34 protein-coding genes are annotated in these 20,298 nt (G+C 40.6%); 33 read left to right on the top strand and 1 reads right to left on the bottom strand.

Annotation, left to right across the window (positions count from 1 at the left end; all coding sequences use genetic code 11):
- The first annotated feature begins 70 nt into the window (after positions 1-70).
- The 33 genes from mreC to rplQ all read left to right on the top strand — a co-directional run bounded on the left by mreC (position 71) and on the right by rplQ (position 19,503).
- Positions 71-931 carry a rod shape-determining protein MreC gene (gene mreC / locus FHK89_RS09070; protein WP_230659234.1) on the top strand — a complete coding sequence of 287 codons (861 nt, stop codon included), beginning with the start codon at positions 71-73 and terminating at the stop codon, positions 929-931.
- A gap of 109 nt (positions 932-1,040) precedes the next feature.
- On the top strand, positions 1,041-1,526 hold the full coding sequence (gene mreD / locus FHK89_RS09075; RefSeq protein ID WP_230659236.1) for a rod shape-determining protein MreD: 486 nt from the start codon (positions 1,041-1,043) through the stop codon (positions 1,524-1,526).
- Between the two features lie 166 nt (positions 1,527-1,692).
- A complete protein-coding gene (locus tag FHK89_RS09080; RefSeq protein ID WP_230659238.1) occupies positions 1,693-2,319 on the top strand; it encodes a Maf family protein in 627 nt (208 codons plus the stop codon).
- Between the two features lie 257 nt (positions 2,320-2,576).
- Entirely contained in the window at positions 2,577-4,355 is a 1,779-nt protein-coding gene (locus FHK89_RS09085) for an Rne/Rng family ribonuclease (protein WP_230659240.1), read from the top strand.
- A gap of 109 nt (positions 4,356-4,464) precedes the next feature.
- Complete coding sequence (locus tag FHK89_RS09090) at positions 4,465-4,950, top strand: DUF4825 domain-containing protein (protein WP_230659242.1); 486 nt, start codon at positions 4,465-4,467, stop codon at positions 4,948-4,950.
- A 423-nt stretch (positions 4,951-5,373) separates the two neighbouring features.
- Entirely contained in the window at positions 5,374-5,685 is a 312-nt protein-coding gene (rpsJ, locus tag FHK89_RS09095) for a 30S ribosomal protein S10 (protein ID WP_003656991.1), read from the top strand.
- 55 nt (positions 5,686-5,740) lie between these two features.
- Entirely contained in the window at positions 5,741-6,379 is a 639-nt protein-coding gene (gene rplC / locus FHK89_RS09100) for a 50S ribosomal protein L3 (RefSeq protein WP_230659244.1), read from the top strand.
- Positions 6,380-6,393: 14 nt separating this feature from the next.
- A complete protein-coding gene (gene rplD, locus FHK89_RS09105) occupies positions 6,394-6,996 on the top strand; it encodes a 50S ribosomal protein L4 (RefSeq protein WP_230659245.1) in 603 nt (200 codons plus the stop codon).
- On the top strand, positions 6,993-7,358 hold the full coding sequence (gene rplW / locus FHK89_RS09110) for a 50S ribosomal protein L23 (RefSeq protein ID WP_230659247.1): 366 nt from the start codon (positions 6,993-6,995) through the stop codon (positions 7,356-7,358). Before rplD ends, rplW begins: the two co-directional genes overlap by 4 nt.
- Before the next feature lie 11 nt (positions 7,359-7,369).
- Positions 7,370-8,200 (top strand): 50S ribosomal protein L2, encoded by an 831-nt coding sequence (gene rplB, locus FHK89_RS09115; protein WP_230659249.1) that lies wholly within the window; start codon positions 7,370-7,372, stop codon positions 8,198-8,200.
- A 12-nt stretch (positions 8,201-8,212) separates the two neighbouring features.
- On the top strand, positions 8,213-8,488 hold the full coding sequence (rpsS, locus tag FHK89_RS09120; RefSeq protein ID WP_230659251.1) for a 30S ribosomal protein S19: 276 nt from the start codon (positions 8,213-8,215) through the stop codon (positions 8,486-8,488).
- A gap of 10 nt (positions 8,489-8,498) precedes the next feature.
- On the top strand, positions 8,499-8,828 hold the full coding sequence (gene rplV / locus FHK89_RS09125) for a 50S ribosomal protein L22 (RefSeq protein WP_227429913.1): 330 nt from the start codon (positions 8,499-8,501) through the stop codon (positions 8,826-8,828).
- Positions 8,829-8,831: 3 nt separating this feature from the next.
- Complete coding sequence (gene rpsC / locus FHK89_RS09130; RefSeq protein ID WP_230659253.1) at positions 8,832-9,572, top strand: 30S ribosomal protein S3; 741 nt, start codon at positions 8,832-8,834, stop codon at positions 9,570-9,572.
- Between the two features lie 3 nt (positions 9,573-9,575).
- Positions 9,576-9,989, top strand: coding sequence for a 50S ribosomal protein L16 (rplP, locus tag FHK89_RS09135; protein ID WP_230659255.1), 414 nt, complete (start codon positions 9,576-9,578; stop codon positions 9,987-9,989).
- Positions 9,989-10,186 (top strand): 50S ribosomal protein L29, encoded by a 198-nt coding sequence (gene rpmC, locus FHK89_RS09140; protein ID WP_230659257.1) that lies wholly within the window; start codon positions 9,989-9,991, stop codon positions 10,184-10,186. The genes rplP and rpmC overlap by 1 nt, the downstream gene beginning before the upstream one ends.
- Positions 10,183-10,458 (top strand): 30S ribosomal protein S17, encoded by a 276-nt coding sequence (gene rpsQ / locus FHK89_RS09145; RefSeq protein WP_230659259.1) that lies wholly within the window; start codon positions 10,183-10,185, stop codon positions 10,456-10,458. The genes rpmC and rpsQ overlap by 4 nt, the downstream gene beginning before the upstream one ends.
- Positions 10,459-10,563: 105 nt before the next feature.
- Positions 10,564-10,932, top strand: coding sequence for a 50S ribosomal protein L14 (gene rplN / locus FHK89_RS09150; protein ID WP_227429908.1), 369 nt, complete (start codon positions 10,564-10,566; stop codon positions 10,930-10,932).
- A gap of 8 nt (positions 10,933-10,940) precedes the next feature.
- The gene (rplX, locus tag FHK89_RS09155) at positions 10,941-11,258 is read left to right on the top strand and encodes a 50S ribosomal protein L24 (RefSeq protein WP_230659261.1); all 318 of its coding nucleotides are present in this window, start codon (positions 10,941-10,943) and stop codon (positions 11,256-11,258) included.
- Positions 11,259-11,279: 21 nt separating this feature from the next.
- Positions 11,280-11,816: a 50S ribosomal protein L5 gene (gene rplE, locus FHK89_RS09160; protein WP_230659264.1), complete on the top strand. Its 537-nt coding sequence runs from the start codon at positions 11,280-11,282 to the stop codon at positions 11,814-11,816.
- A gap of 20 nt (positions 11,817-11,836) precedes the next feature.
- Complete coding sequence (gene rpsN, locus FHK89_RS09165) at positions 11,837-12,142, top strand: 30S ribosomal protein S14 (RefSeq protein WP_230659266.1); 306 nt, start codon at positions 11,837-11,839, stop codon at positions 12,140-12,142.
- A 12-nt stretch (positions 12,143-12,154) separates the two neighbouring features.
- Positions 12,155-12,553: a 30S ribosomal protein S8 gene (gene rpsH / locus FHK89_RS09170; RefSeq protein WP_230659268.1), complete on the top strand. Its 399-nt coding sequence runs from the start codon at positions 12,155-12,157 to the stop codon at positions 12,551-12,553.
- A 186-nt stretch (positions 12,554-12,739) separates the two neighbouring features.
- On the top strand, positions 12,740-13,273 hold the full coding sequence (gene rplF / locus FHK89_RS09175) for a 50S ribosomal protein L6 (RefSeq protein ID WP_230659270.1): 534 nt from the start codon (positions 12,740-12,742) through the stop codon (positions 13,271-13,273).
- Positions 13,274-13,284: 11 nt separating this feature from the next.
- Positions 13,285-13,635, top strand: coding sequence for a 50S ribosomal protein L18 (gene rplR, locus FHK89_RS09180; RefSeq protein ID WP_230659272.1), 351 nt, complete (start codon positions 13,285-13,287; stop codon positions 13,633-13,635).
- Between the two features lie 2 nt (positions 13,636-13,637).
- Complete coding sequence (gene rpsE, locus FHK89_RS09185; protein ID WP_230659274.1) at positions 13,638-14,135, top strand: 30S ribosomal protein S5; 498 nt, start codon at positions 13,638-13,640, stop codon at positions 14,133-14,135.
- Between the two features lie 18 nt (positions 14,136-14,153).
- Positions 14,154-14,333: a 50S ribosomal protein L30 gene (gene rpmD / locus FHK89_RS09190; protein ID WP_230659276.1), complete on the top strand. Its 180-nt coding sequence runs from the start codon at positions 14,154-14,156 to the stop codon at positions 14,331-14,333.
- A complete protein-coding gene (gene rplO, locus FHK89_RS09195) occupies positions 14,333-14,782 on the top strand; it encodes a 50S ribosomal protein L15 (protein ID WP_230659278.1) in 450 nt (149 codons plus the stop codon). Before rpmD ends, rplO begins: the two co-directional genes overlap by 1 nt.
- 35 nt (positions 14,783-14,817) lie before the next feature.
- On the top strand, positions 14,818-16,122 hold the full coding sequence (gene secY, locus FHK89_RS09200; protein ID WP_442966579.1) for a preprotein translocase subunit SecY: 1,305 nt from the start codon (positions 14,818-14,820) through the stop codon (positions 16,120-16,122).
- A 52-nt stretch (positions 16,123-16,174) separates the two neighbouring features.
- Complete coding sequence (gene rpmJ, locus FHK89_RS09205; RefSeq protein ID WP_230659282.1) at positions 16,175-16,291, top strand: 50S ribosomal protein L36; 117 nt, start codon at positions 16,175-16,177, stop codon at positions 16,289-16,291.
- A 333-nt stretch (positions 16,292-16,624) separates the two neighbouring features.
- Positions 16,625-16,981 carry a 30S ribosomal protein S13 gene (rpsM, locus tag FHK89_RS09210; protein ID WP_230659284.1) on the top strand — a complete coding sequence of 119 codons (357 nt, stop codon included), beginning with the start codon at positions 16,625-16,627 and terminating at the stop codon, positions 16,979-16,981.
- A 20-nt stretch (positions 16,982-17,001) separates the two neighbouring features.
- Positions 17,002-17,391 (top strand): 30S ribosomal protein S11, encoded by a 390-nt coding sequence (gene rpsK / locus FHK89_RS09215; protein ID WP_230659286.1) that lies wholly within the window; start codon positions 17,002-17,004, stop codon positions 17,389-17,391.
- A 43-nt stretch (positions 17,392-17,434) separates the two neighbouring features.
- Positions 17,435-18,076 carry a 30S ribosomal protein S4 gene (gene rpsD / locus FHK89_RS09220; RefSeq protein WP_230659288.1) on the top strand — a complete coding sequence of 214 codons (642 nt, stop codon included), beginning with the start codon at positions 17,435-17,437 and terminating at the stop codon, positions 18,074-18,076.
- A gap of 40 nt (positions 18,077-18,116) precedes the next feature.
- Positions 18,117-19,124 carry a DNA-directed RNA polymerase subunit alpha gene (locus tag FHK89_RS09225; protein WP_230659290.1) on the top strand — a complete coding sequence of 336 codons (1,008 nt, stop codon included), beginning with the start codon at positions 18,117-18,119 and terminating at the stop codon, positions 19,122-19,124.
- A gap of 19 nt (positions 19,125-19,143) precedes the next feature.
- The gene (rplQ, locus tag FHK89_RS09230) at positions 19,144-19,503 is read left to right on the top strand and encodes a 50S ribosomal protein L17 (protein WP_230659292.1); all 360 of its coding nucleotides are present in this window, start codon (positions 19,144-19,146) and stop codon (positions 19,501-19,503) included.
- A 173-nt stretch (positions 19,504-19,676) separates the two neighbouring features.
- Here the strand turns inward: rplQ and FHK89_RS09235 are convergent, their stop codons facing one another.
- Entirely contained in the window at positions 19,677-20,297 is a 621-nt protein-coding gene (locus FHK89_RS09235; protein WP_230659294.1) for an L-threonylcarbamoyladenylate synthase, read from the bottom strand.
- Position 20,298 lies beyond the last annotated feature (1 nt).

Raw genomic sequence — 20,298 nt, forward strand, 5'->3', positions numbered from 1 at the left:
CTTATACTTGCTTGAATTCCCATGAGTTTATGGGCATCGTTAACTACGTATTTCTTACGAAACTTTCTTTATGTCTTTTAGTTTATTTGCGCGTCAACCTTTGTCACTACGCAAGACAGCAGCAGCATTACTGTTAGCTGTTGTCTTGATGTTATTAGATAGTAAAAATCCAGACTGGTTTGCGCCAATACGTAATGTCAGTCATGCTGCCATGCAGCCCATCTATCAATTTTCTGTTGTTCCTAGTTTTGTAGACCATTGGCAGCAAGGCACATTGACAAGCAAAGAATCATTGCGCCGGGAAAATGTCAAATTGCAAACGCAACTGATGCATGCGCAAGCCAAGCTACAACAACAAGATTATATCTTAGCGCAAAATGCTCGCCTGCAAGGTATATTATCCACCACCAAGCCTGATCAATACTCTTTAAACTTAGCCCAAGTTATTGGTACAGATACCAATCCATTAAAGCAAGTTTTAGTGCTCAATAAAGGCAAGCAAGATGGGGTCCGTATTGGGCAAACTGCCATTGATGAAAATGGTGTTTTGGGGCAGATTATCAATGTGTACCCCAATACCAGTCGTCTATTGCTGATTACTGATGAGCAGCAATCTGTAGCAGTGACGGTAAAGCGTACTGGACAAAGAGCCATGGTCACAGGCGTGGGTACCCCGGATGTATTAAAGCTTGATTATATTTTTAAAACTGCTGATGTGCAGGTGGGCGACGAATTAGTGTCATCTGGATTGGGTGGGCGATTTCCTCCTGGCTATCGTGTTGGTAGTATTATAGGTATTGATCCTGAGCAAAATGACAATTTTATGAGTATCAGAGTAAAGCCTGCTGCAGATTTTATTAATGGTTCATTTGTGTTGATTTTACAAGACAAGCCATCTAATAATGTGTTTGATAATAGCATAACCAACTAGGTTTGCTGTCCTACCTTTATTATCTACCCCTGCTAGCTTTATAGTAAATTGTATTAGATTTGTTGTAGATAAAGTTAAGATATATTTACCTAACCAAGGAGGAGGTTTTATGGATAAGTCGTCTTTGACCTCTTCATCAGCATCCACAGTTGTTGTCATTATGGCAAGTTTTATGATTGCCTCTGCCATAAATGTTTACCCTTTTAATATTTCTACTGCCAGTATGCGTCCCATGGCTTTGATCATGGTATTAATTTTCTGGTTGATGTTTCAGCCTCGCTATGTTGGGGTATTTGTGGCATTTTTAATAGGGTTAAGTGCGGATTTATTATTAGATACTCGTTTGGGTCAACAAGCGTTTGCTGCGGTGATGGTAGCGTTCGTCATTAAATTAAGTAGTATTTATTTAAAGCAATTAACCCCAATAACAGCGTGGATATTAGCAAGTCTTAGTTTGTTTGTGTTTCAGCTTAGTTTATGGATTTTACAATATATTGGTCAAAATATATTTGTCAGTAACAGTGCCATAGCGATGTTAGTTAGTATAGCAACATGGCCATTGGTTTACCTAGTATTACAATATGTGAATCGCTAGGATATTGATGATATTAAACAAGTAAGCAACAATATTATATTTATATTTTAGCGATTCATTGTTGTTAATTTGGTTTTTATTAATTTTGATCTTACTTCTATTTGCTACTATCTATTGTCTATAGTATTTTTTCTAATCTTATTTACCACATCATGAATGGTACATTATGCTGCCGATTTTTTTAGCTTCAAGTTCTCCACGTCGCAAAGAGCTGTTGATCACTGCTGGTATTAATTTTTCTACTCTATCTGTAGATATAGATGAAAGTATTGCTGTTGGTGAGTTACCTACCGATTATATTGCGCGTATGGCAACCCAAAAAGCGCAGGCAGCAATGAACAAAATTGCGACAACAATCCCTGTTAATGACGTTTATATTATTATCACTGCTGATACCATTGGAGTATTAGCAGATGGTACAACGATATTAGTTAAACCCAATGATCAACAACATGCGATGCAAATGTGGCAAGCCATGTCTAATAGTACCCATGAAGTATGGACAGCAGTATGTATTAGTTTAGTGAAACCTAATCAATCCCAACATAACCTTATTAAATCTGAGCAGATTTTAGAAAAAACTCAGGTAAATTTTATTGCGTTAACTAAGCAGATGATGCAAGACTATTGGCATACTGGTGAGCCACAAGATAAAGCAGGTGGTTATGCCATTCAAGGACGGGCAGCAGCGTGGGTAAAATCCATTAATGGCAGCTATACCAATGTGGTTGGTCTACCATTAGCGCAGACATTGCAAGTGTTAAATGCTATGCAATCCATCGATTACTCATAAGTAATTGCCTTTTTATCACTCTTATCTGTTTAGCATTTACTGGCTAATCACATCATACCTTTGCTACACTATGGCTCAATATTAAAGCGTTAATAACTTTAAAACCCTAAAAAGAGAAATTTGAAGTTTTAGTATTTATTAGTTAGTAGCTAAATGTGTACCAGACATTTAATCATTTTGAGTTTTATCTATAGTCAAACTAATATAAATTTCACTACAAAACTTTCTTTAAATTATTGCTATTTATAAGGTTACCTATGTCAGAAGAGCTGCTCATTAATGTCAGTCCCATGGAATCCCGCGTCGCAGTTTTAGATAACGGGGTGCTTGGCGAGATTTATATTGAGCGGCACAACAAGCTAGGCTTAGTGGGTAATATCTATTTGGGTACTGTAGTACGAGTGCTGCCAGGTATGCAAGCAGCATTTATTGATATTGGACAGTCTCGTACCGCTTTTCTACATGTTAATGACATGCAGCGTTTGCCTCGTCCTGCCCCAACTTTGACTGAATTACCTGACATACGGACACCTGATAATAATTTACCAAATGAAGTGACTATTGAAAACAGCAGTAGTGCCAATGGTCATATTGTGTATGATAGTAGTAATAATAATAGTAGCAAAGAAGGAATTGGCGAAAAGCTGGCAGCGCAAGCCGTAGAGAATAATGACTTTGCTGACAGTCCTGATAATGATTCACCGACAAAAGTAGGGAATGCGTTAACACAATCAATCAGTGATTCCTTTAATGGCAACAATCAGAGTAGAAACAATAACAGAACCGTCAAATTGGTGACTGAGCCTGCTAAACATGAACTTATCCAAAACCGACTTTATGAAGGACAAAAGATACTGGTACAAGTTACTAAAGACCAGTTAGGTACAAAAGGTGCAAGATTAACTACCAATATCTCTTTACCCTCACGTTATTTGGTGTATTTGCCTTCGAGTGAGCATATTGGTATCTCACAGCGTATTGATAGCGAAGAAGAGCGAACACGGCTAAAAGAAGAGTTAGGTCGATTGATGCAGACAGTTGATCTTAAAGGTGGGTTGATTGCACGTACCGCTGCCGAGCGTGTGCCTGTTAATAAACTTGAAGAAGATATTTATTACTTAGTACAGTTATGGCGTACCATTCAAGCTCGAAAGCAGCAAGTGAATACCCAGTTATCATCTGTGCTTATCTATCAAGAACTGTCATTACCGCTACGTTCAATCCGAGACTTGGTACATGCCGACACCGAAAAAGTCATTATTGATAATGAAGCCATATACAATCAAGTCAGTAGTTTTGCCAAAGAATTTGTACCATTTATTTATCCTAGAATTGTGTTTCATACAGGTGAGCAGCCCATATTTGATATCCATCGTGTCGAAGAAGATCTCAAAGATGCGCTAAAACGTAGAGTGGATTTGAAATCGGGTGGCTATCTCATCATTGATCAAACTGAAGCAATGACCACCATTGATGTTAATACAGGCTCATTTGTTGGCGGGCGTTCATTAGAAGATACTGTCTATAAAACCAATCTAGAAGCCACCCATGCCATTGCTCGTCAACTGCGTCTGCGTAACCTAGGTGGTATCATTATTCTTGACTTTATTGACATGTTAGAGCAAGAGCATAAAGATGATGTACTTGCCAATTTGCAGCAACAATTAGCTCAAGATTATGCCAAAACCAATATTACCCAAGTTAGTGAGCTTGGTTTGGTAGAAATGACTCGCAAACGCACCCGTGAATCTTTAGAGCAACAACTATGTGAGCCTTGCCATACTTGTCAGGGTAGGGGATTTGTCAAAACTGCCGAGACAGTGTGTTTTGAGATTTTTCGTGAAATCATGCGCTGCGCTCGTACCTATAACTCACCGAAAAAATTCACCGTTGTAGCACATGCAGCAGTTATTGACCTATTACTATCAAGTGAAGCAGATACAGTTGCAGATTTAGAATATCTAGTAGGAAGAGTAATTACCTTTGAAGTGGAAAACTTATACACTCAAGAACAGTATGATATTGTTTTAGATTGATATACTGATACTAACCTATCAAAAATATTTTGATAGCTAAAATATTTAGTAATACAGTATTTTAAATACTATTTAAGTAGTGACTACTTATTAGGTTAGGAAGAATGTCATGCAACAAAAAAGGCTACTAACACTATCATCTTGTCTATTATTAGCGACTTTAATGATCAGTGGGTGTGACACAAAAAATACTGCTCCTCAGCCAGATTTATTCCAATATAAAAATGCTTATGTTGGTAACAGCACAGCCGTTGGTAGCATATTAAATGGTTTACCTGTCACAGGCTACTCCAAGGATTTTGAATTAGTCACCCAACAGCGACCTTATGGCATCATATTAAACTATGATGGTAGCGAATCACCGCAGCAGCAACCACAAATCGTTGTTTATACTGCAACCTATCTGTTCGCTTTAATTCAAAATGTTGACTGGATTCGCTATAATTTTGCAAACAGAGAATTGACCATCACTAAAGAACAAATGCAGCAATGGTATGGTGAAGACTTAAGTCGCATACAAAACGAAGATGAGTTGCATACTTTAATAGATAAATATATCAACGATCAGGATAAAATTAAGCAGTTAATACAATGATCGTAGATGTTATTGCATCAACAGGGCATATTAAATACATCCTTGCAATTTTATAAAATCTATGTATAATATATACCACTAAATTACGTAAGCGTGTGCAAAGCTACAAAACATATAAACTTGACTGAAAGTAGCTAGTAATAGTTAAGTAAAAAGCTACTAACAATTAAGTAGTAAATATATGGCTTTGCAATGAATCACGCAGTGACAGCCAGAGCATCGATTCTGGCAATAAACTATCTGTCTTTGCTGCCTTCCAAAACAAGGAAATGGCTGGCAAGGAATAAATTTATTCTGCTTTTTATAGCGTGTCTTTTTATGTTAATGACACCTTTAACAAGTTAAATAGTTAACAAAAACGCCTATTTGTCATCATCACTTTTATAGATATATGGCAAAAGCAATTATTAGGAGCTTGCTGGCATGGCTAACCAGAGAATCCGTATCCGACTAAAATCATTTGATCATAGATTGATTGATCAGTCGGCACAAGAGATTGTCGATACCGCAAAGCGCACTGGTGCGCAAGTATGCGGTCCTGTCCCGTTGCCTACTCGCATCGAGCGTTTCAACGTCCTAACATCGCCACATGTCAATAAAGATGCCCGTGATCAGTACGAAATCCGTACTCATAAGCGTATGATTGATATTGTGCAACCAACCGACAAAACCGTGGATGCGTTGATGAAGTTAGACTTAGCGGCAGGGGTTGATGTACAGATTGCATTAGGTTAATGCAAGCTTTACACAATACTCCAATCCATTAATAGAAGATATAAAGAGGTTTAAAATGGCGATCGGTTTAGTCGGTAAAAAATGCGGCATGACCCGAGTCTTCACTGAAGCAGGAGTTTCTATTCCTGTCACAGTAGTCGAGGTCGATGCAAACCGCATTACTCAAGTAAAAACGACAGACACAGATGGTTATCAAGCTATCCAAGTTACGACAGGTGAACGTCGTGACAGTCGAGTTACTGCAGCTCAAAAAGGACACTTTGCAAAAGCGGGTGTTAAAGCTGGACGCGGTGTTTGGGAATTTCGTGTTGACGAAAGCGAGTTAGAAGGTCGTGAAGTTGGTGGCGAGATTTTGGCTGATCTATTTGAAACAGGTCAGTTAGTTGATGTCACAGGCCAGAGCAAAGGTAAAGGCTTCCAAGGTGGTGTAAAACGCCATAACTTTAGCATGCAAGATGCCACCCATGGTAACTCAGTATCGCATCGTGTCCTAGGTTCAACTGGTCAAAACCAGACACCTGGTCGTGTATTTAAAGGCAAAAAAATGCCAGGTCAGATGGGTAACAAGCGTGTGACTGTACAAGGACTGGAAGTCGTATCTGTCGATGCTGAAAAAGGTCTACTGGTCATCAAAGGTGCCATCCCAGGTGCCAATGGTGGTGATGTCATCGTACGTCCGTCAATCAAAGCCTAAGCAAGGGGATTAACGTGAATTTAAAAACTGTTACAGGCGCGGCGATTGAGCTATCTGACACGGCATTTGGTCGTGAATTCAACGAAGCCCTAGTACACCAAGTTGTGACTGCCTATTTGGCAGGCGCACGTCAAGGTACGCGTGCTCAAAAAACGCGTGCAGAAGTTTCTGGCGGTGGTAAAAAGCCATGGCGTCAAAAGGGGACAGGACGTGCACGTGCAGGTTCTATCCGCAGCCCAATCTGGCGCAGTGGTGGTCGAGCATTTGCTGCTAAACCACAAGACTGGTCACAAAAAGTAAACCGTAAAATGTATCGTGGTGCGATGCAATGTATCTTAGCTGAGCTAGTACGCCAAGATCGTTTGGTATTAGTAGAAGAGCTTAAGATCTCTGCACCAAAAACCAAAGAGCTGGTTAGCAAATTAGCTGAGCTAGATGCGCCAAAGGCTCTAATCGTGACCAATGAAGTTGACGAAAACTTATATTTGGCTGCTCGTAACATTCCACATGTGAATGTACTTGGCACCAATGAAGTCGACCCTGTTAGCTTGATTGCGTTTGACAAAGTCATCATGTCTGTTGACGCAGCGAAACAATTTGAGGAAGCACTAGCATGAACAACGCAAGACTTTATCAGGTCTTAAAAGGGCCTGTGTTCTCAGAAAAATCTCAGCTGTTAGGTGACTCTTATGGTGTTCAGGTATTTAAAGTAGATACCAACGCCACCAAGCGTGAAATCAAAAAAGCAGTCGAGTTAATGTTTGAAGGTGTTGAAGTCACCAAAGTGAACACCTTAAATGTTAAAGGTAAAACAAAGCGTTTTGGACGCACTATAGGTCGTCGTAATGACTACAAAAAAGCCTATGTGTCTTTAAAAGCTGGTCAAGATGTAGCCAATCAGAATTTAACTGGGGCTGATGCTGGTGAAGACGTAGTGAATACTACAGATTCTGCTAGTGAAACAGCGAACAACGAATAAGGATTCAACTCATGCCTATCGTAAAAGCAAAGCCTACATCACCAGGTCGCCGTTTTGTTGAAAAAGTGGTGCATCCACACCTTTACAAAGGTCGTCCATATGCGCCGCTGGTTGAAGCAAAAGGTAAATCAGGTGGTCGTAACAATAATGGACGTATTACAACACGTCACATTGGTGGTGGTCATAAGCAACATTATCGTGTTATCGATTTCAAACGTACAAAAGATGGCATTCCAGCCACAGTTGAACGTATTGAATATGATCCAAACCGTACCGCACATATTGCATTATTAAAATATGCAGATGGTGAGCGTCGTTATATCATCGCACCAAAAAAATTGAGTGTTGGTGATAAAGTACATTCTGGCGAAGGTTCTCCTATCCGTCCAGGTAATTGCTTGCCACTAAAAAATATTCCAGTCGGTACAGTCATTCATAATATTGAACTAAAAATTGGCAAAGGTGCACAAATGGCACGTTCTGCTGGTGCAGCGGTTCAATTGTTAGGTCGTGATGGTACTTATGCTATCTTACGCCTACGCTCTGGTGAAACTCGCCGTGTGCACGTTGAATGCCGCGCAGTGATTGGGGAAGTTTCAAATACTGAAAACAACCTAAAATCACTTGGTAAAGCAGGTGCCTCTCGTTGGCGTGGTGTTCGTCCTACCGTTCGTGGTACAGCGATGAACCCAGTTGATCACCCACATGGTGGTGGTGAAGGTCGTAACAATGGTAAGCATCCGACCAGCCCTTGGGGTCAGAAGACTAAAGGTCTTAAAACGCGTCATAATAAGCGTACTGACAATATGATCATCCGTCGCCGTCGCGCCAAGAAGAAATAAAGGAAAAATTTCATGCCTCGTTCATTGAAAAAAGGTCCATTTATCGATGCGCATTTGTTTGCCAAAGTCGAAAACGCTTTAGAAACAAAATCTCGCAAGCCTATCAAGACTTGGTCGCGCCGCTCGATGATTCTGCCACAAATGGTTGGCCTAACTATCTCTGTGCATAATGGTCGTACTCACGTACCTGTTATCATTAGCGAACAGATGGTTGGTCATAAACTAGGTGAATTTGCCCCGACTCGTACATATCGTGGTCATGGCATTGACAAGAAAGCTAAGAGATAAGGTGCTTATTATGGAAGTAACTGCAAAACTACGCGGTGCCGCCATTTCGGCACAAAAAGTACGACTTGTCGCTGATGAAGTGCGTGGTAAGTCAATCGAACGTGCTTTGGATATTCTTGCGTTTAGCAACAAAAAAGGTGCAGTCTTTGTTAAAAAATGCTTAGACTCTGCAATTGCCAATGCTGAACACAATCATGGTTTGGATATTGATAACTTAAAAGTTTCAACCATCTATGTTGATGAAGGTATTACGCTAAAACGTATCCTACCACGTGCTAAAGGCCGTGCTGATCGTATCAGCAAGCGCACCTGTCACATCACTGTTAAGGTAGGAGAATAACTCATGGGACAAAAAGTACATCCAATCGGAATTCGTCTTGGTGTTATCAAAAAGCATAATGCTAATTGGTATGCCAGTCCAAAGCAGTATTCTGAATACTTGATTAATGATTTACAAGTGCGTGATTATCTACGTAAAACACTAGATAACGCCATGGTCAGTAATATCATGATTGAACGTCCAACGGGCGCTGCCAAAATCACAATTTCAACTGCTCGTCCTGGTATCGTCATTGGCAAAAAAGGTGAAGATATCGAGAAGCTTCAAAAGCATCTCACCAAAATGATGGGCGTACCAGCGCAAGTTAACATTGAAGAGATTACCTCACCTGATTTAGATGCTCGTCTGGTAGCTGATGGTATTGCAAGTCAGCTAGAGCGTCGTGTTATGTTCCGCCGTGCAATGAAACGTGCTGTCCAAAACAGCATGCGTGCTGGTGCTCAAGGTATCAAAGTTGAGCTTTCAGGACGTCTTGGTGGTGCAGAAATTGCACGTACAGAATGGTATCGTGAAGGTCGTGTACCTTTACATACATTACGTGCAGACATTGACTATGCTTCAGTACGTGCAGAGACTACTTACGGTACGATCGGTGTTAAAGTTTGGATCTTCCGTGGTGAAATTCTTGATGGTATGAAGAGCGTTTATAATCCTGCCAAAAAAGAAGAAAAAGCGCGTGCACCAAAACGCCGTGGTCGTGGTAATCGCCGCAACTCGGACAGAGCTAACGCAGACAGAGGGTAAACTATGTTACAACCAAAACGTACCAAGTTTCGCAAAATGCATAAGGGGCGTAACACGGGCCTTGCCCATCGTGGAAGCACCGTTGCTTTTGGTCAAATTGGTCTAAAATCTATTGGTCGTGGTCGTATGACTGCACGCCAAATTGAAGCGGCTCGTCGTACCATTACACGCCGTATCAAACGTGGTGGTAAAATTTGGATTCGTGTGTTTCCAGACAAACCAATCACTAAAAAGCCACTTGAAGTTCGTATGGGTAAAGGTAAAGGCCCAGTAGAATATTGGGTTTGTGAAATCAAGCCTGGTAAGATGCTATACGAAATTGAAGGGGTCTCAGAAGAGCTTGCTCGTGAAGCATTGACACTTGCTGCTGCGAAGCTACCTTTCAAAACCACCATTGTTAAGCGGACGATAATGTAATGAAGATCAGTGAATTACGTGATAAATCAGTAGAAGACCTGACCCAGTTACTAGATGAAAAGCAGTTAGAAGCTTTTCGTCTTCGCATGGCAAAAGCCACTGGTCAGTTAGGTAACACGCATGAAATCAAAGGCAATCGTCGTACGATTGCTCAGATTAAGACTTTGATTAACGAGAAGCAAAGAGGCGCCTCATGAGTGAAAGCAACCAACAAAACCAAAGCGTAGGCGTGGTTACTGGTAAAGTTGTCAGTAACAAAATGGATAAGTCTATTACAGTATTGGTTGAGCGTCAGATTCGCCATCCTATGTATGGTAAACAAATCCGTCGTTCTACAAAAATTAAAGCCCACGATGAAAACAACGTATGCCAACAAGGTGATACTGTTCGCATCAAAGAAACCCGTCCTATTTCAAAAACTAAGACGTGGACTTTGGTAGATGTTGTTGAAAAAGTGGAAAAAATCTAAGAAATTGCATTATTGAGAGATAGCTGTTAAAATACGCCACTTTTTGGTGGGTTATCGTATTTATGACAGCCATCAATCAACTATGCTTATCAATGGAGTAACGCGATGATTCAGACTGAAACAATGCTGGAAGTTGCTGACAATAGCGGTGCAAGGCGAGTTCAGTGCATCAAGGTGCTGGGCGGTTCTCATCGTCGTTATGCATCAGTTGGTGATATTATCAAAGTCACAGTAAAAGAAGCCATTCCACGTGGTCGTGTTAAAAAAGGCGACGTGATGAATGCAGTGGTGGTACGCACTAAAAAAGGTGTACGCCGTCCTGATGGTTCTGTACTACGTTTTGATGATAATGCGGCTGTTTTGCTTAACCAAAACAAAGCACCGATTGCAACTCGTATTTTTGGACCGGTAACTCGTGAACTACGTGGTGATCAATTTATGAAAATTGTATCACTTGCACCTGAAGTATTGTGAGGTAACCCATGGCAAAATTACGTAAAGGCGATACGGTAATTGTCATTGCTGGCAAAGATAAAGGCAAGCAAGGCACTATCCTATCTATCAAGCAAGACCGAGTCAAAGTAGAAGGCATTAACATCGTCACCAAACATCAAAAGCCAAATCAGGCGACTGGTGCTGAGGGTGGTATTGTTAAACAAGAAGCTTTTTTACATATTTCTAATGTCGCAATTTATAATGCGCAAACCCAAAAAGCTGATCGTATTTCTTACCAATTTGATGAAAATGGCACAAAAAAACGTGTATTTCGCTCAAATGGTGAAGAAGTGGCGACTGCGTAAAACACTAAGGGTGTAATAGTAATGGCAAGATTAAAAACTCAATACAACGACGAATTAAAGCAGCAGATCCAACAAGAGCTTGGTTTAGACAATGTAATGCAAGTGCCTAAAATCACTAAAATTACACTAAACATGGGTGTTGGTGGTGCCGCACAAGATAAGAAAATTCTTGAAGGTGCATTGGCTGATATGACAGCGATTGCTGGTCAAAAACCAGTCGTAACAAAAGCTCGTAAATCAGTTGCTGGCTTTAAAATCCGTGAAGAATGGCCAATTGGTTGTAAAGTAACCCTACGTGGTGAAAGAATGTACGAATTCTTGGATCGTCTCATTGCTATTGCAATTCCTCGTATCCGTGACTTCCGAGGTTTTTCACCCAAAGCATTTGATGGTCGTGGAAACTATTCTTTAGGTATCAAAGAACAAATCGTTTTTCCTGAAGTAGATTTCGATAAGATTGATCGTATTCGTGGTCTTGACGTGACTATCACGACAACTGCGACTACTGATGAGCAAGGTCGGGCATTATTAAAAGCATTTGGCTTCCCATTTAAATAAGTCTAAAGGACAGATACATTATGGCTAAAAAAAGCATGATTAATCGCGAATTAAAACGCGAGAAAATGGTAGCCAAGTATGCTGAGAAGCGTGCACGGCTAAAAGACATCATCAGTGATTCAAATGCAAGTGATGAAGAACGTCTAGATGCAATGCTTGAACTACAATCATTGCCACGTAATTCTTCACCTGTACGTTTACGTAATCGCTGTGGACTAACTGGTCGTCCTCATGGTTACTTCCGTAAGTTTGGTCTATCACGCAACATGCTTCGTGAGCGTGTGATGCAAGGTGATGTTCCAGGCGTTCGCAAAGCTAGTTGGTAAGGGAGTAATATTATGAGTATGCAAGATACTGTTGCTGATATGCTAACCCGTATCCGTAACGCACAAATGGCAAATAAAGTTTCAGTTGAGATGCCTAGTTCTAAATTACGTAAATCTATTGCTGATTTACTAGTGGAAGAGGGCTATATAGCTTCTGCTGAAGTGACAGAAGAAGAAAATGGTAAAGCAACCTTAGCCATAGAACTAAAATACTTTGAAGGTAAACCGGTTATTGAGACGATCAAACGTTTTTCTCGTCCTGGTTTGCGTCAGTACCGTGGTAAAGATGACCTGCCAAGTGTACGTCAAGGTCTAGGTGTTGCTATTGTTTCAACAAGTCAAGGTATTATGAGTGACCGTGCAGCACGAGCTGCTGGCATTGGTGGCGAAGTGATTGCATTCGTTGCTTAAATATGGCTTATGTTTGTTAATAGCAAAAAATAGTATCAGATTACAAAAAGGACTATTGTCAGTTATGAAGCATTAAATCTACTTTATATTTGTTATTAGTTCTTCAATCGTATATGATACGACTCACTAACAGGCTGCGGCCTGTTAGTTTCGTAAAATAACCGTAAATTTTTAAGGAATACTCCTATGTCTCGTGTGGCTAAAGCCCCTGTAGCCTTGCCCGATGGTGCAAGCGTTACTTTGAACGGTCAGCAGGTTGAAGTTAAAGGCAAGAATGGTACAATGTCTTTACGCCTGCATGATTTGGTCGAGCTAAATCAAGAAGATGGACAAGTCATCTTATCTCCAAAAGCGGAATCAAAAGAAGCGTGGATGCATACTGGAACCATTCGTTCTTTATTGAACAACATGGTTGAAGGTGTGACTAATGGTTTTGAAAAACGCCTACAATTAATTGGCGTTGGTTACCGTGCACAAGCAGCAGGTAACAAAGTAACCTTAAACGTTGGTTATTCACATCCCGTTGAATACACATTGCCAGAAGGTGTGTCTGCTGAGACACCAAGTCAAACTGAAATTGTTTTGAAATCAACTGATAAACAAAAACTTGGTCAAGCAGCTGCTAACATCCGTAGTTTCCGTCCACCAGAGCCTTATAAAGGTAAAGGGATACGCTACAGCGATGAGCATGTGGTTCGTAAAGAAGCTAAGAAAAAATAAGGTGAATTGACATGTTTGATAAAAAATCTGCTCGTTTACGTCGAGCAAAAAAGACACGTGCACATATTCGGCACTTGGCTGTCCATCGTTTAACCGTAAATCGTACCCCACGTCATATCTATGCACAGATTATCTCTCCTACTGGTGGTGAAGTATTAACTCAAGCCTCTACTTTGGATGAGACACTACGTTCTGGTGCAACTGGTAATGTTGAAGCTGCTAAAGCAGTGGGTAAACTTATCGCTGAGCGAGCTCAAGCTGCTGGTATTACAAAAGTAGCATTTGATCGTAGTGGTTTTAAATATCATGGTCGCATCAAAGCATTAGCGGATGCTGCTCGTGAAAATGGATTGGAGTTTTAATCATGGCTAAAGTTGAACAAACAGACGGTTTAGTAGAAAAATTGGTTTCTGTTGATCGTGTTTCTAAAGTTGTAAAGGGTGGTCGAATTTTCTCTTTTACTGCTTTGACAGTGGTCGGTGACGGAAATGGTCGTGTTGGCTTTGGTCGCGGTAAAGCTCGTGAAGTGCCAGCGGCAATTCAAAAAGCGCTTGAAGCTGCCAAACGTAATATGATCACAGTTGATTTAGATGGTGCGACATTGCAACATCCTATCAATGCTCGTCATGGTGCTAGTAAAGTATATATGCAGCCTGCCTCTGAAGGTACAGGTGTTATTGCTGGTGGTGCGATGCGTGCGGTTTTGGAAGTTGCAGGTGTACAAGACGTACTAGCAAAATGTTATGGCTCTACAAATGCAGCCAACGTTGTGCATGCAACATTTAAAGGCTTACGTGATATGTCAACTCCAGAAAAAACTGCAGCAAAACGCGGTAAAACTGTTGACGAAATTCTGGGCTAATGGAGTAGGTGAGTATTAATGAAAACAATGAAAGTTACTCAAGTAAAATCAGGTGCCCATCGCCTCAAAAGCCATAAAGCATGCTTGAAAGGATTGGGCTTACGCCGTATTGGTCATACTGTAGAAGTTGAAGACACTCCTTCTACCCGTGGTATGGTGAATCGCATCAACTACATGGTAAAAGTGGAGGAAGCGTAATGGGACTTAAATTAAACGAATTATCACCAGCACCAGGTTCGAAAAAAACGGCACAGCGTCGTGGACGTGGTATCGGTTCAGGGCTTGGAAAAACTGGTGGTCGTGGTGTTAAAGGTCAAAAATCACGTACGGGTTCAAGTATTCGTGCAGGATTTGAAGGTGGTCAAATGCCACTTTATCGCCGTCTGCCAAAATATGGCTTTACCAGCAAAATGGCGATGACAACGGCTGAAGTACGTTTGTCTGAACTAAATAAAATTGAAGGTGATGTGGTTAGTGTTGAAACACTAAAAGCGGCTAATATTATCCGTGGAGATATGAAACGTGCTCGCATTATCTTATCTGGTGAAGTAGATAAAGCTTATACTTTCAAAGGCGTTAAAGTAACCAAAGGTGCCAAAGAAGCGATTGAAGCTGCTGGTGGCCGTGTTGAGGATGCCGAGGAGTAATCTAAATGGCGAAGCAATCAACGTCTGCAATCCCGATGAATCCCATCATATTTATTCGTAAATATGATGAACTATGGAGTCGGTTGCTATTTTTAATTGGGGCATTGATTGTTTATCGTTTAGGCTCACATATCCCTGTGCCAGGAATGAACCCTGAAGCTTTAGCAGATTTGTTCTCTCGTAATGAAAACACCATCTTGAGCATGTTTAATATGTTCTCAGGAGGGGCATTAGAGAGAATGTCTATTATGGCTTTGGGGATTATGCCTTATATTTCTGCTTCTATTATTGTACAAATGATGTCGGCAGTTATACCATCACTAGAAGCACTGAAAAAAGAAGGGGAAGCAGGGCGGCGAAAGATTAATAAATATACACGTCAAGGTACACTGTTTCTTGCGTTGATTCAGTCTGTATTTATGTGTACTGGATTAATCAGCCAAAACTTAACATTAAGTACAGGGTTGACTTTTTATATCCCTGCTGTGACTTCATTGGTTGCAGGTGCGATGTTCCTCATGTGGCTTGGTGAGCAAATTACTGAGCGTGGTGTGGGTAATGGCATTTCGATGTTAATATTTGCCAGTATTGTTGCTGGTGTGCCAGGTATGATCAGTACTTCTATTGAGCAAGTTAATCAAGGGCAAATGAGCATTATTGCATTACTGATTTTTGCTATATTAGGTATTGCAGTAACAGCAGGCATTGTCTATATCGAACGTGCGCAACGTCGTATTCCAGTAAATTATGCACAAAAGCAACAACAAGGGCGCAAGATATATGCGCAACAGCAGTCACATCTACCATTAAAGATAAATATGGCTGGTGTCATTCCTGCCATTTTTGCCAGTTCTTTATTATTATTTCCTGCCAGTCTAGGGCAGTGGGTGGGTAGTTCTGCTGATCCTAGTTTAACCCAAAGAATCCTACAAAATGTATCTTTAGTACTTGCGCCTGGTCAGCCTTTATATCTGGTGTTATTTGGTGCGATGATCATCTTCTTTTGTTACTTTTATACTGCGTTGGTCTTTAGTCCACGTGAGGTAGCAGAGAATTTAAAACGTAGTGGTGCTTATATCCCTGGTATTCGACCTGGATTACAGACTCAGCGTTATCTAGATCATGTGCTAAATAGATTGACCTTTATTGGAGCAATCTATATGACTGTGATATGTCTGATGCCCATGTTGCTACAATCATCATTTGGTATACCTTTCCATTTAGGCGGTACCTCCTTATTAATCATGGTAGTTGTAGCGATGGACTTCATATCACAGTTACAAGCTCATTTGATGACGCATCAATACCATGAGCAAACGTTAATTCGAAACCCTTCTTAAGCCAAGTGCTGAAAGATAAGCAATATCCAGAATACTCAGATAGGAGAGTAAAATGAAAGTTCAAGCATCAGTTAAAAAGATTTGCGGCAGTTGTAAAGTTATTCGCCGTGGAGGTAAGGTTCATGTTATTTGTAAAGCAGAACCACGCCATAAACAACGTCAAGGTTAATCATTAATTAATATATTTTGCTTTTAGCAAGATAGTGGCAAAATCAATATGATGTGTGCTTCAAGTAGTTAATATTCTATGAATTTGCCATATTTAATAATTAAACCTTGAAAAAAAGTAGCGGATAATATATTATCCGCTACTTGCCGTCGTTTGTAGTAAGTTTGTAGGTATAAGTTTTTATATTATAAAAGTTATGATGTAAGCTGTCATACATAGTAAATATAAAGACTATTTATTACTTTTTTTACTATAGACTGCAATGAATCTGAAGTGTTGGAGTAGGCTACCTACTGTAGTCACTACTGGTATTTCATAATTGGAGAGAAATCAATGGCTCGTATTGCCGGTGTAAATATTCCGGATAACAAGCATGCTGTGATTTCATTGACTTATATTTTTGGTATTGGTCGCACCACTGCAAAGCAAATTTTAGAAGCAGTGAATGTTGATCCAACCACTAAAATTGGTCAATTGGAAGATGCGCAGTTAGATGCTATCCGTGCTGAAGTCGGAAATTATATGACAGAAGGTGACCTTCGTCGTGAAGTTTCGATGAACATTAAACGCTTAGTTGATTTGGGTTGTTACCGTGGCATTCGTCATCGTCGTAATTTGCCTGTCAATGGTCAGCGTACTAAAACGAATGCGCGTACCCGTAAGGGACCTCGCCGCGCACTGAAAAAATAACTAACTTAGGAAGCTAAAAGATGGCAAAAGACACCCGTGGTCGTAAAAAAACGGCACGTCGTTCGGTATCAGAGGGCGTAGCCCACATTCATGCGTCTTTTAATAACACCATTGTGACTATTACCGATCGTCAAGGTAATGCATTGGCTTGGGCCACCGCTGGTGGACAAGGCTTCCGTGGTTCACGTAAATCTACACCATTTGCAGCTCAGGTTGCCGCTGAAGTAGCTGGTAAAGCTGCTCAAGAGTATGGTGTGAAGAATGTCGATGTTTTGGTCAAAGGACCAGGACCGGGTCGTGAGTCTGCGGTAAGAGCCTTAGGTGCATTGGGTTATAAGATTAATACAATCTCTGATGTAACACCAATCCCACACAATGGTTGCCGCGCGCCGAAGAAGCGCCGCGTCTAATATTAAAGACGAAGCTTAATATACAAGCGAAGGAGACACAAAAATGGCCCGTTATATTGGACCAAAATTAAAGTTGTCACGTCGTGAAGGTACCGATTTACAATTAAAATCTGGTGTGAAGCCTTATGACGTTAAGACAAAAAAAGCAGGACGTGCCCCTGGGCAACATGGCAATAGCCGTAGCAAAACTTCAGATTATGCTAGCCAACTACGTGAAAAGCAAAAAGTAAAACGTATGTATGGCGTACTAGAGCGTCAATTTGCGAACTACTATAAAGAAGCAGCTCGCATGCGTGGTGCAACTGGTGAAAATCTACTTGAAATGTTAGAACGTCGCCTAGATAACGTTGTTTATCGTATGGGCTTTGGCTCAACTCGTGCAGAAGCGCGTCAGTTGGTTAGCCACCGTGCGATTATGGTCAAAAAAGCTGGACGTGATGAGTTTGTTCGTGTGAACATTCCTTCTATCCAGTTGCAAGATGGTGATGTGATTGCTGTACATGAAAAAGCACGTCAGCAGTTGCGTATTAAAAACGCAATTGAACTGGCTGGTCAGCGTGGCACACCAGAATGGCTAGATGTTGATCATAGCAAAATGGAAGGTACATTCAAGCAAGCACCAGATCGTATCGATCTCCCTGCTGAGATTAACGAAAGCTTGATCGTCGAATTGTACTCTAAATAATCGACGTTAATATAACCAGTTTAATAATCGAGGTGACATCATGATGCTAAATGCAACAGAGTTTCTAACGCCGAATGCCATTAATGTGGATACGGTCAATGAAACCAATGCAAAGGTCACGCTCGAGCCGTTAGAGCGCGGCTTTGGGCATACTTTAGGTAATGCCTTACGCCGTATTCTTTTATCATCATTACCTGGTGCTGCTGTAATTGAAGCTGAAATTGAGGGGGTAGATCATGAATATTCTACTCTTGAAGGTTTGCAAGAAGATGTTTTAGATTTATTATTAAATTTAAAAGGTCTTGCAATTACTTTGCATGATCAAAATGAAGTATTTTTAACATTAGACAAACAAGGTCCTGGGGTGATTACTGCAGCGGATATTAACTTACCGCATAATGTAGAAATTATGAACCCTGACTTGGTTTTGGGAACTTTGGGTGATCGTGGTCATCTAAAAATGCGTCTGCGTGTGGTTATGGGTCGTGGCTATGAGCCTGCGAACCAACGCCGTGAAGATGGGGATACTAAAGCGATTGGTCGTCTAAAACTAGATGCCAGCTTTAGTCCTGTATCACGTGTCGCATACCAAGTTGAAAATGCTCGTGTTGAGCAGCGTACTGATTTAGATCGTCTTATCATTGAACTTGAAACCAATGGTACAATCGATCCTGAAGAGGCTATTCGCAAAGCAGCGACGATTTTACAGCAACAGATTTCTATCTTTGTTGATTTGGAAGCTGAAGAAGCACCTGAGCCTGTGAAAGAAAAAGAAGAGGTTGATCCTGTGCTATTACGCCCAGTAGATGACCTTGAGCTAACGGTTCGCTCAGCCAACTGTTTAAAAGCTGAAAACATTTATTATATCGGTGATTTGGTACAACGTTCTGAAACAGAACTTCTAAAAACCCCAAATCTTGGTAAGAAATCATTAACCGAAATCAAAGACGTATTAGCGTCAAAAGATTTAGAATTAGATATGCGCCTAGAAAACTGGCCACCAGCTGATTTGCGTGTTGATGATCGTTTTTCTTATCGTAGCCGTTAAACTTTAAGGATATTTGACCATGCGACATCGTAAGAGTGGAGTAAAGCTGGGTCGTACCAGTAGCCATCGTAAGGCAATGTTCCAGAACATGACAAACTCTTTGTTTGAACATGAACTGATTAAAACAACATTACCGAAAGCAAAAGAGTTACGCCGTGTAGCTGAGCCATTAATTACTTTGGCAAAAGAAGACACCGTAGCAAACCGCCGTTTGGCTTTTAGCCGTATGCGCAACAAAGATATGGTAGGAAAACTATTTTCTACTCTAGGTCCACGTTACCAAGAGCGTCCAGGTGGATACTTGCGTATCATCAAATGTGGCCATCGTGACGGTGACAATGCGCCAATGGCGTATGTTGAGCTAGTAGATCGTGACTAGTTTATATATTATTGTGCTGTAGTCTCTACTATCGCATACACAATAAGACTAGCAGTTTTTATTTAGTGCAATATATAAATAAAACCCCCAATCTAAATGTAATCTAGGTTGGGGGTTTTGTTTGTCAGCAAGTTTATTTAATCTTTTTTGTATCTGTTTAACTCATTTAAAAGTTAACTAATGTATTGGCTGACATCTGCTGCACCTTGTCTGACGATGGTTGCAGTATCTGACGTCATGTCTATGATAGTGGTAGATTTTGTTGTCTTAATGCCAGCATTGACCAGTACATCAATCAGATTATCTAGTTTTTCTTCTATATCAAACGGATCATCTAATATACTGTCATCATCTGCTAAAATAAGTGAACTGGTTAATATGGGTTCGTTGACAGCTTCAAGTAATGCTTGTGATATTGGATTATTAGGAACCCGGATACCAATGGTTTTTTTCTTGGGATGAGTCAATTTTTTGGGTACATCTTTGGTGGCATTTAAGATAAAGGTTATGGCAGCAGGTGTCATAGATTTCAGTAGCTTAAATTGCTGATTATCTACGGTAGCATAGGTGGCAATTTCGCTTAAATCTCGACACAATAAAGTAAATTGATGCCCATCATCCAATGCTCGAATTTGCTTAAGCCGTGCTAGGGCTTCTTTAGAGCCAATCTTGCAGCCAAAAGCATAGCTGGTATCCGTCGGATAGACGATAAGTTTATCTTGTATCAAGGCATCAGCGACTTGTTTAATGAGTCGTGGTTGTGGATTATCTGGGTGGATATAGACAGTGTGCATG

Source organism: Psychrobacter sp. I-STPA10 (assembly GCF_021012795.1).
Taxonomy (GTDB): Bacteria; Pseudomonadota; Gammaproteobacteria; order Pseudomonadales; family Moraxellaceae; genus Psychrobacter.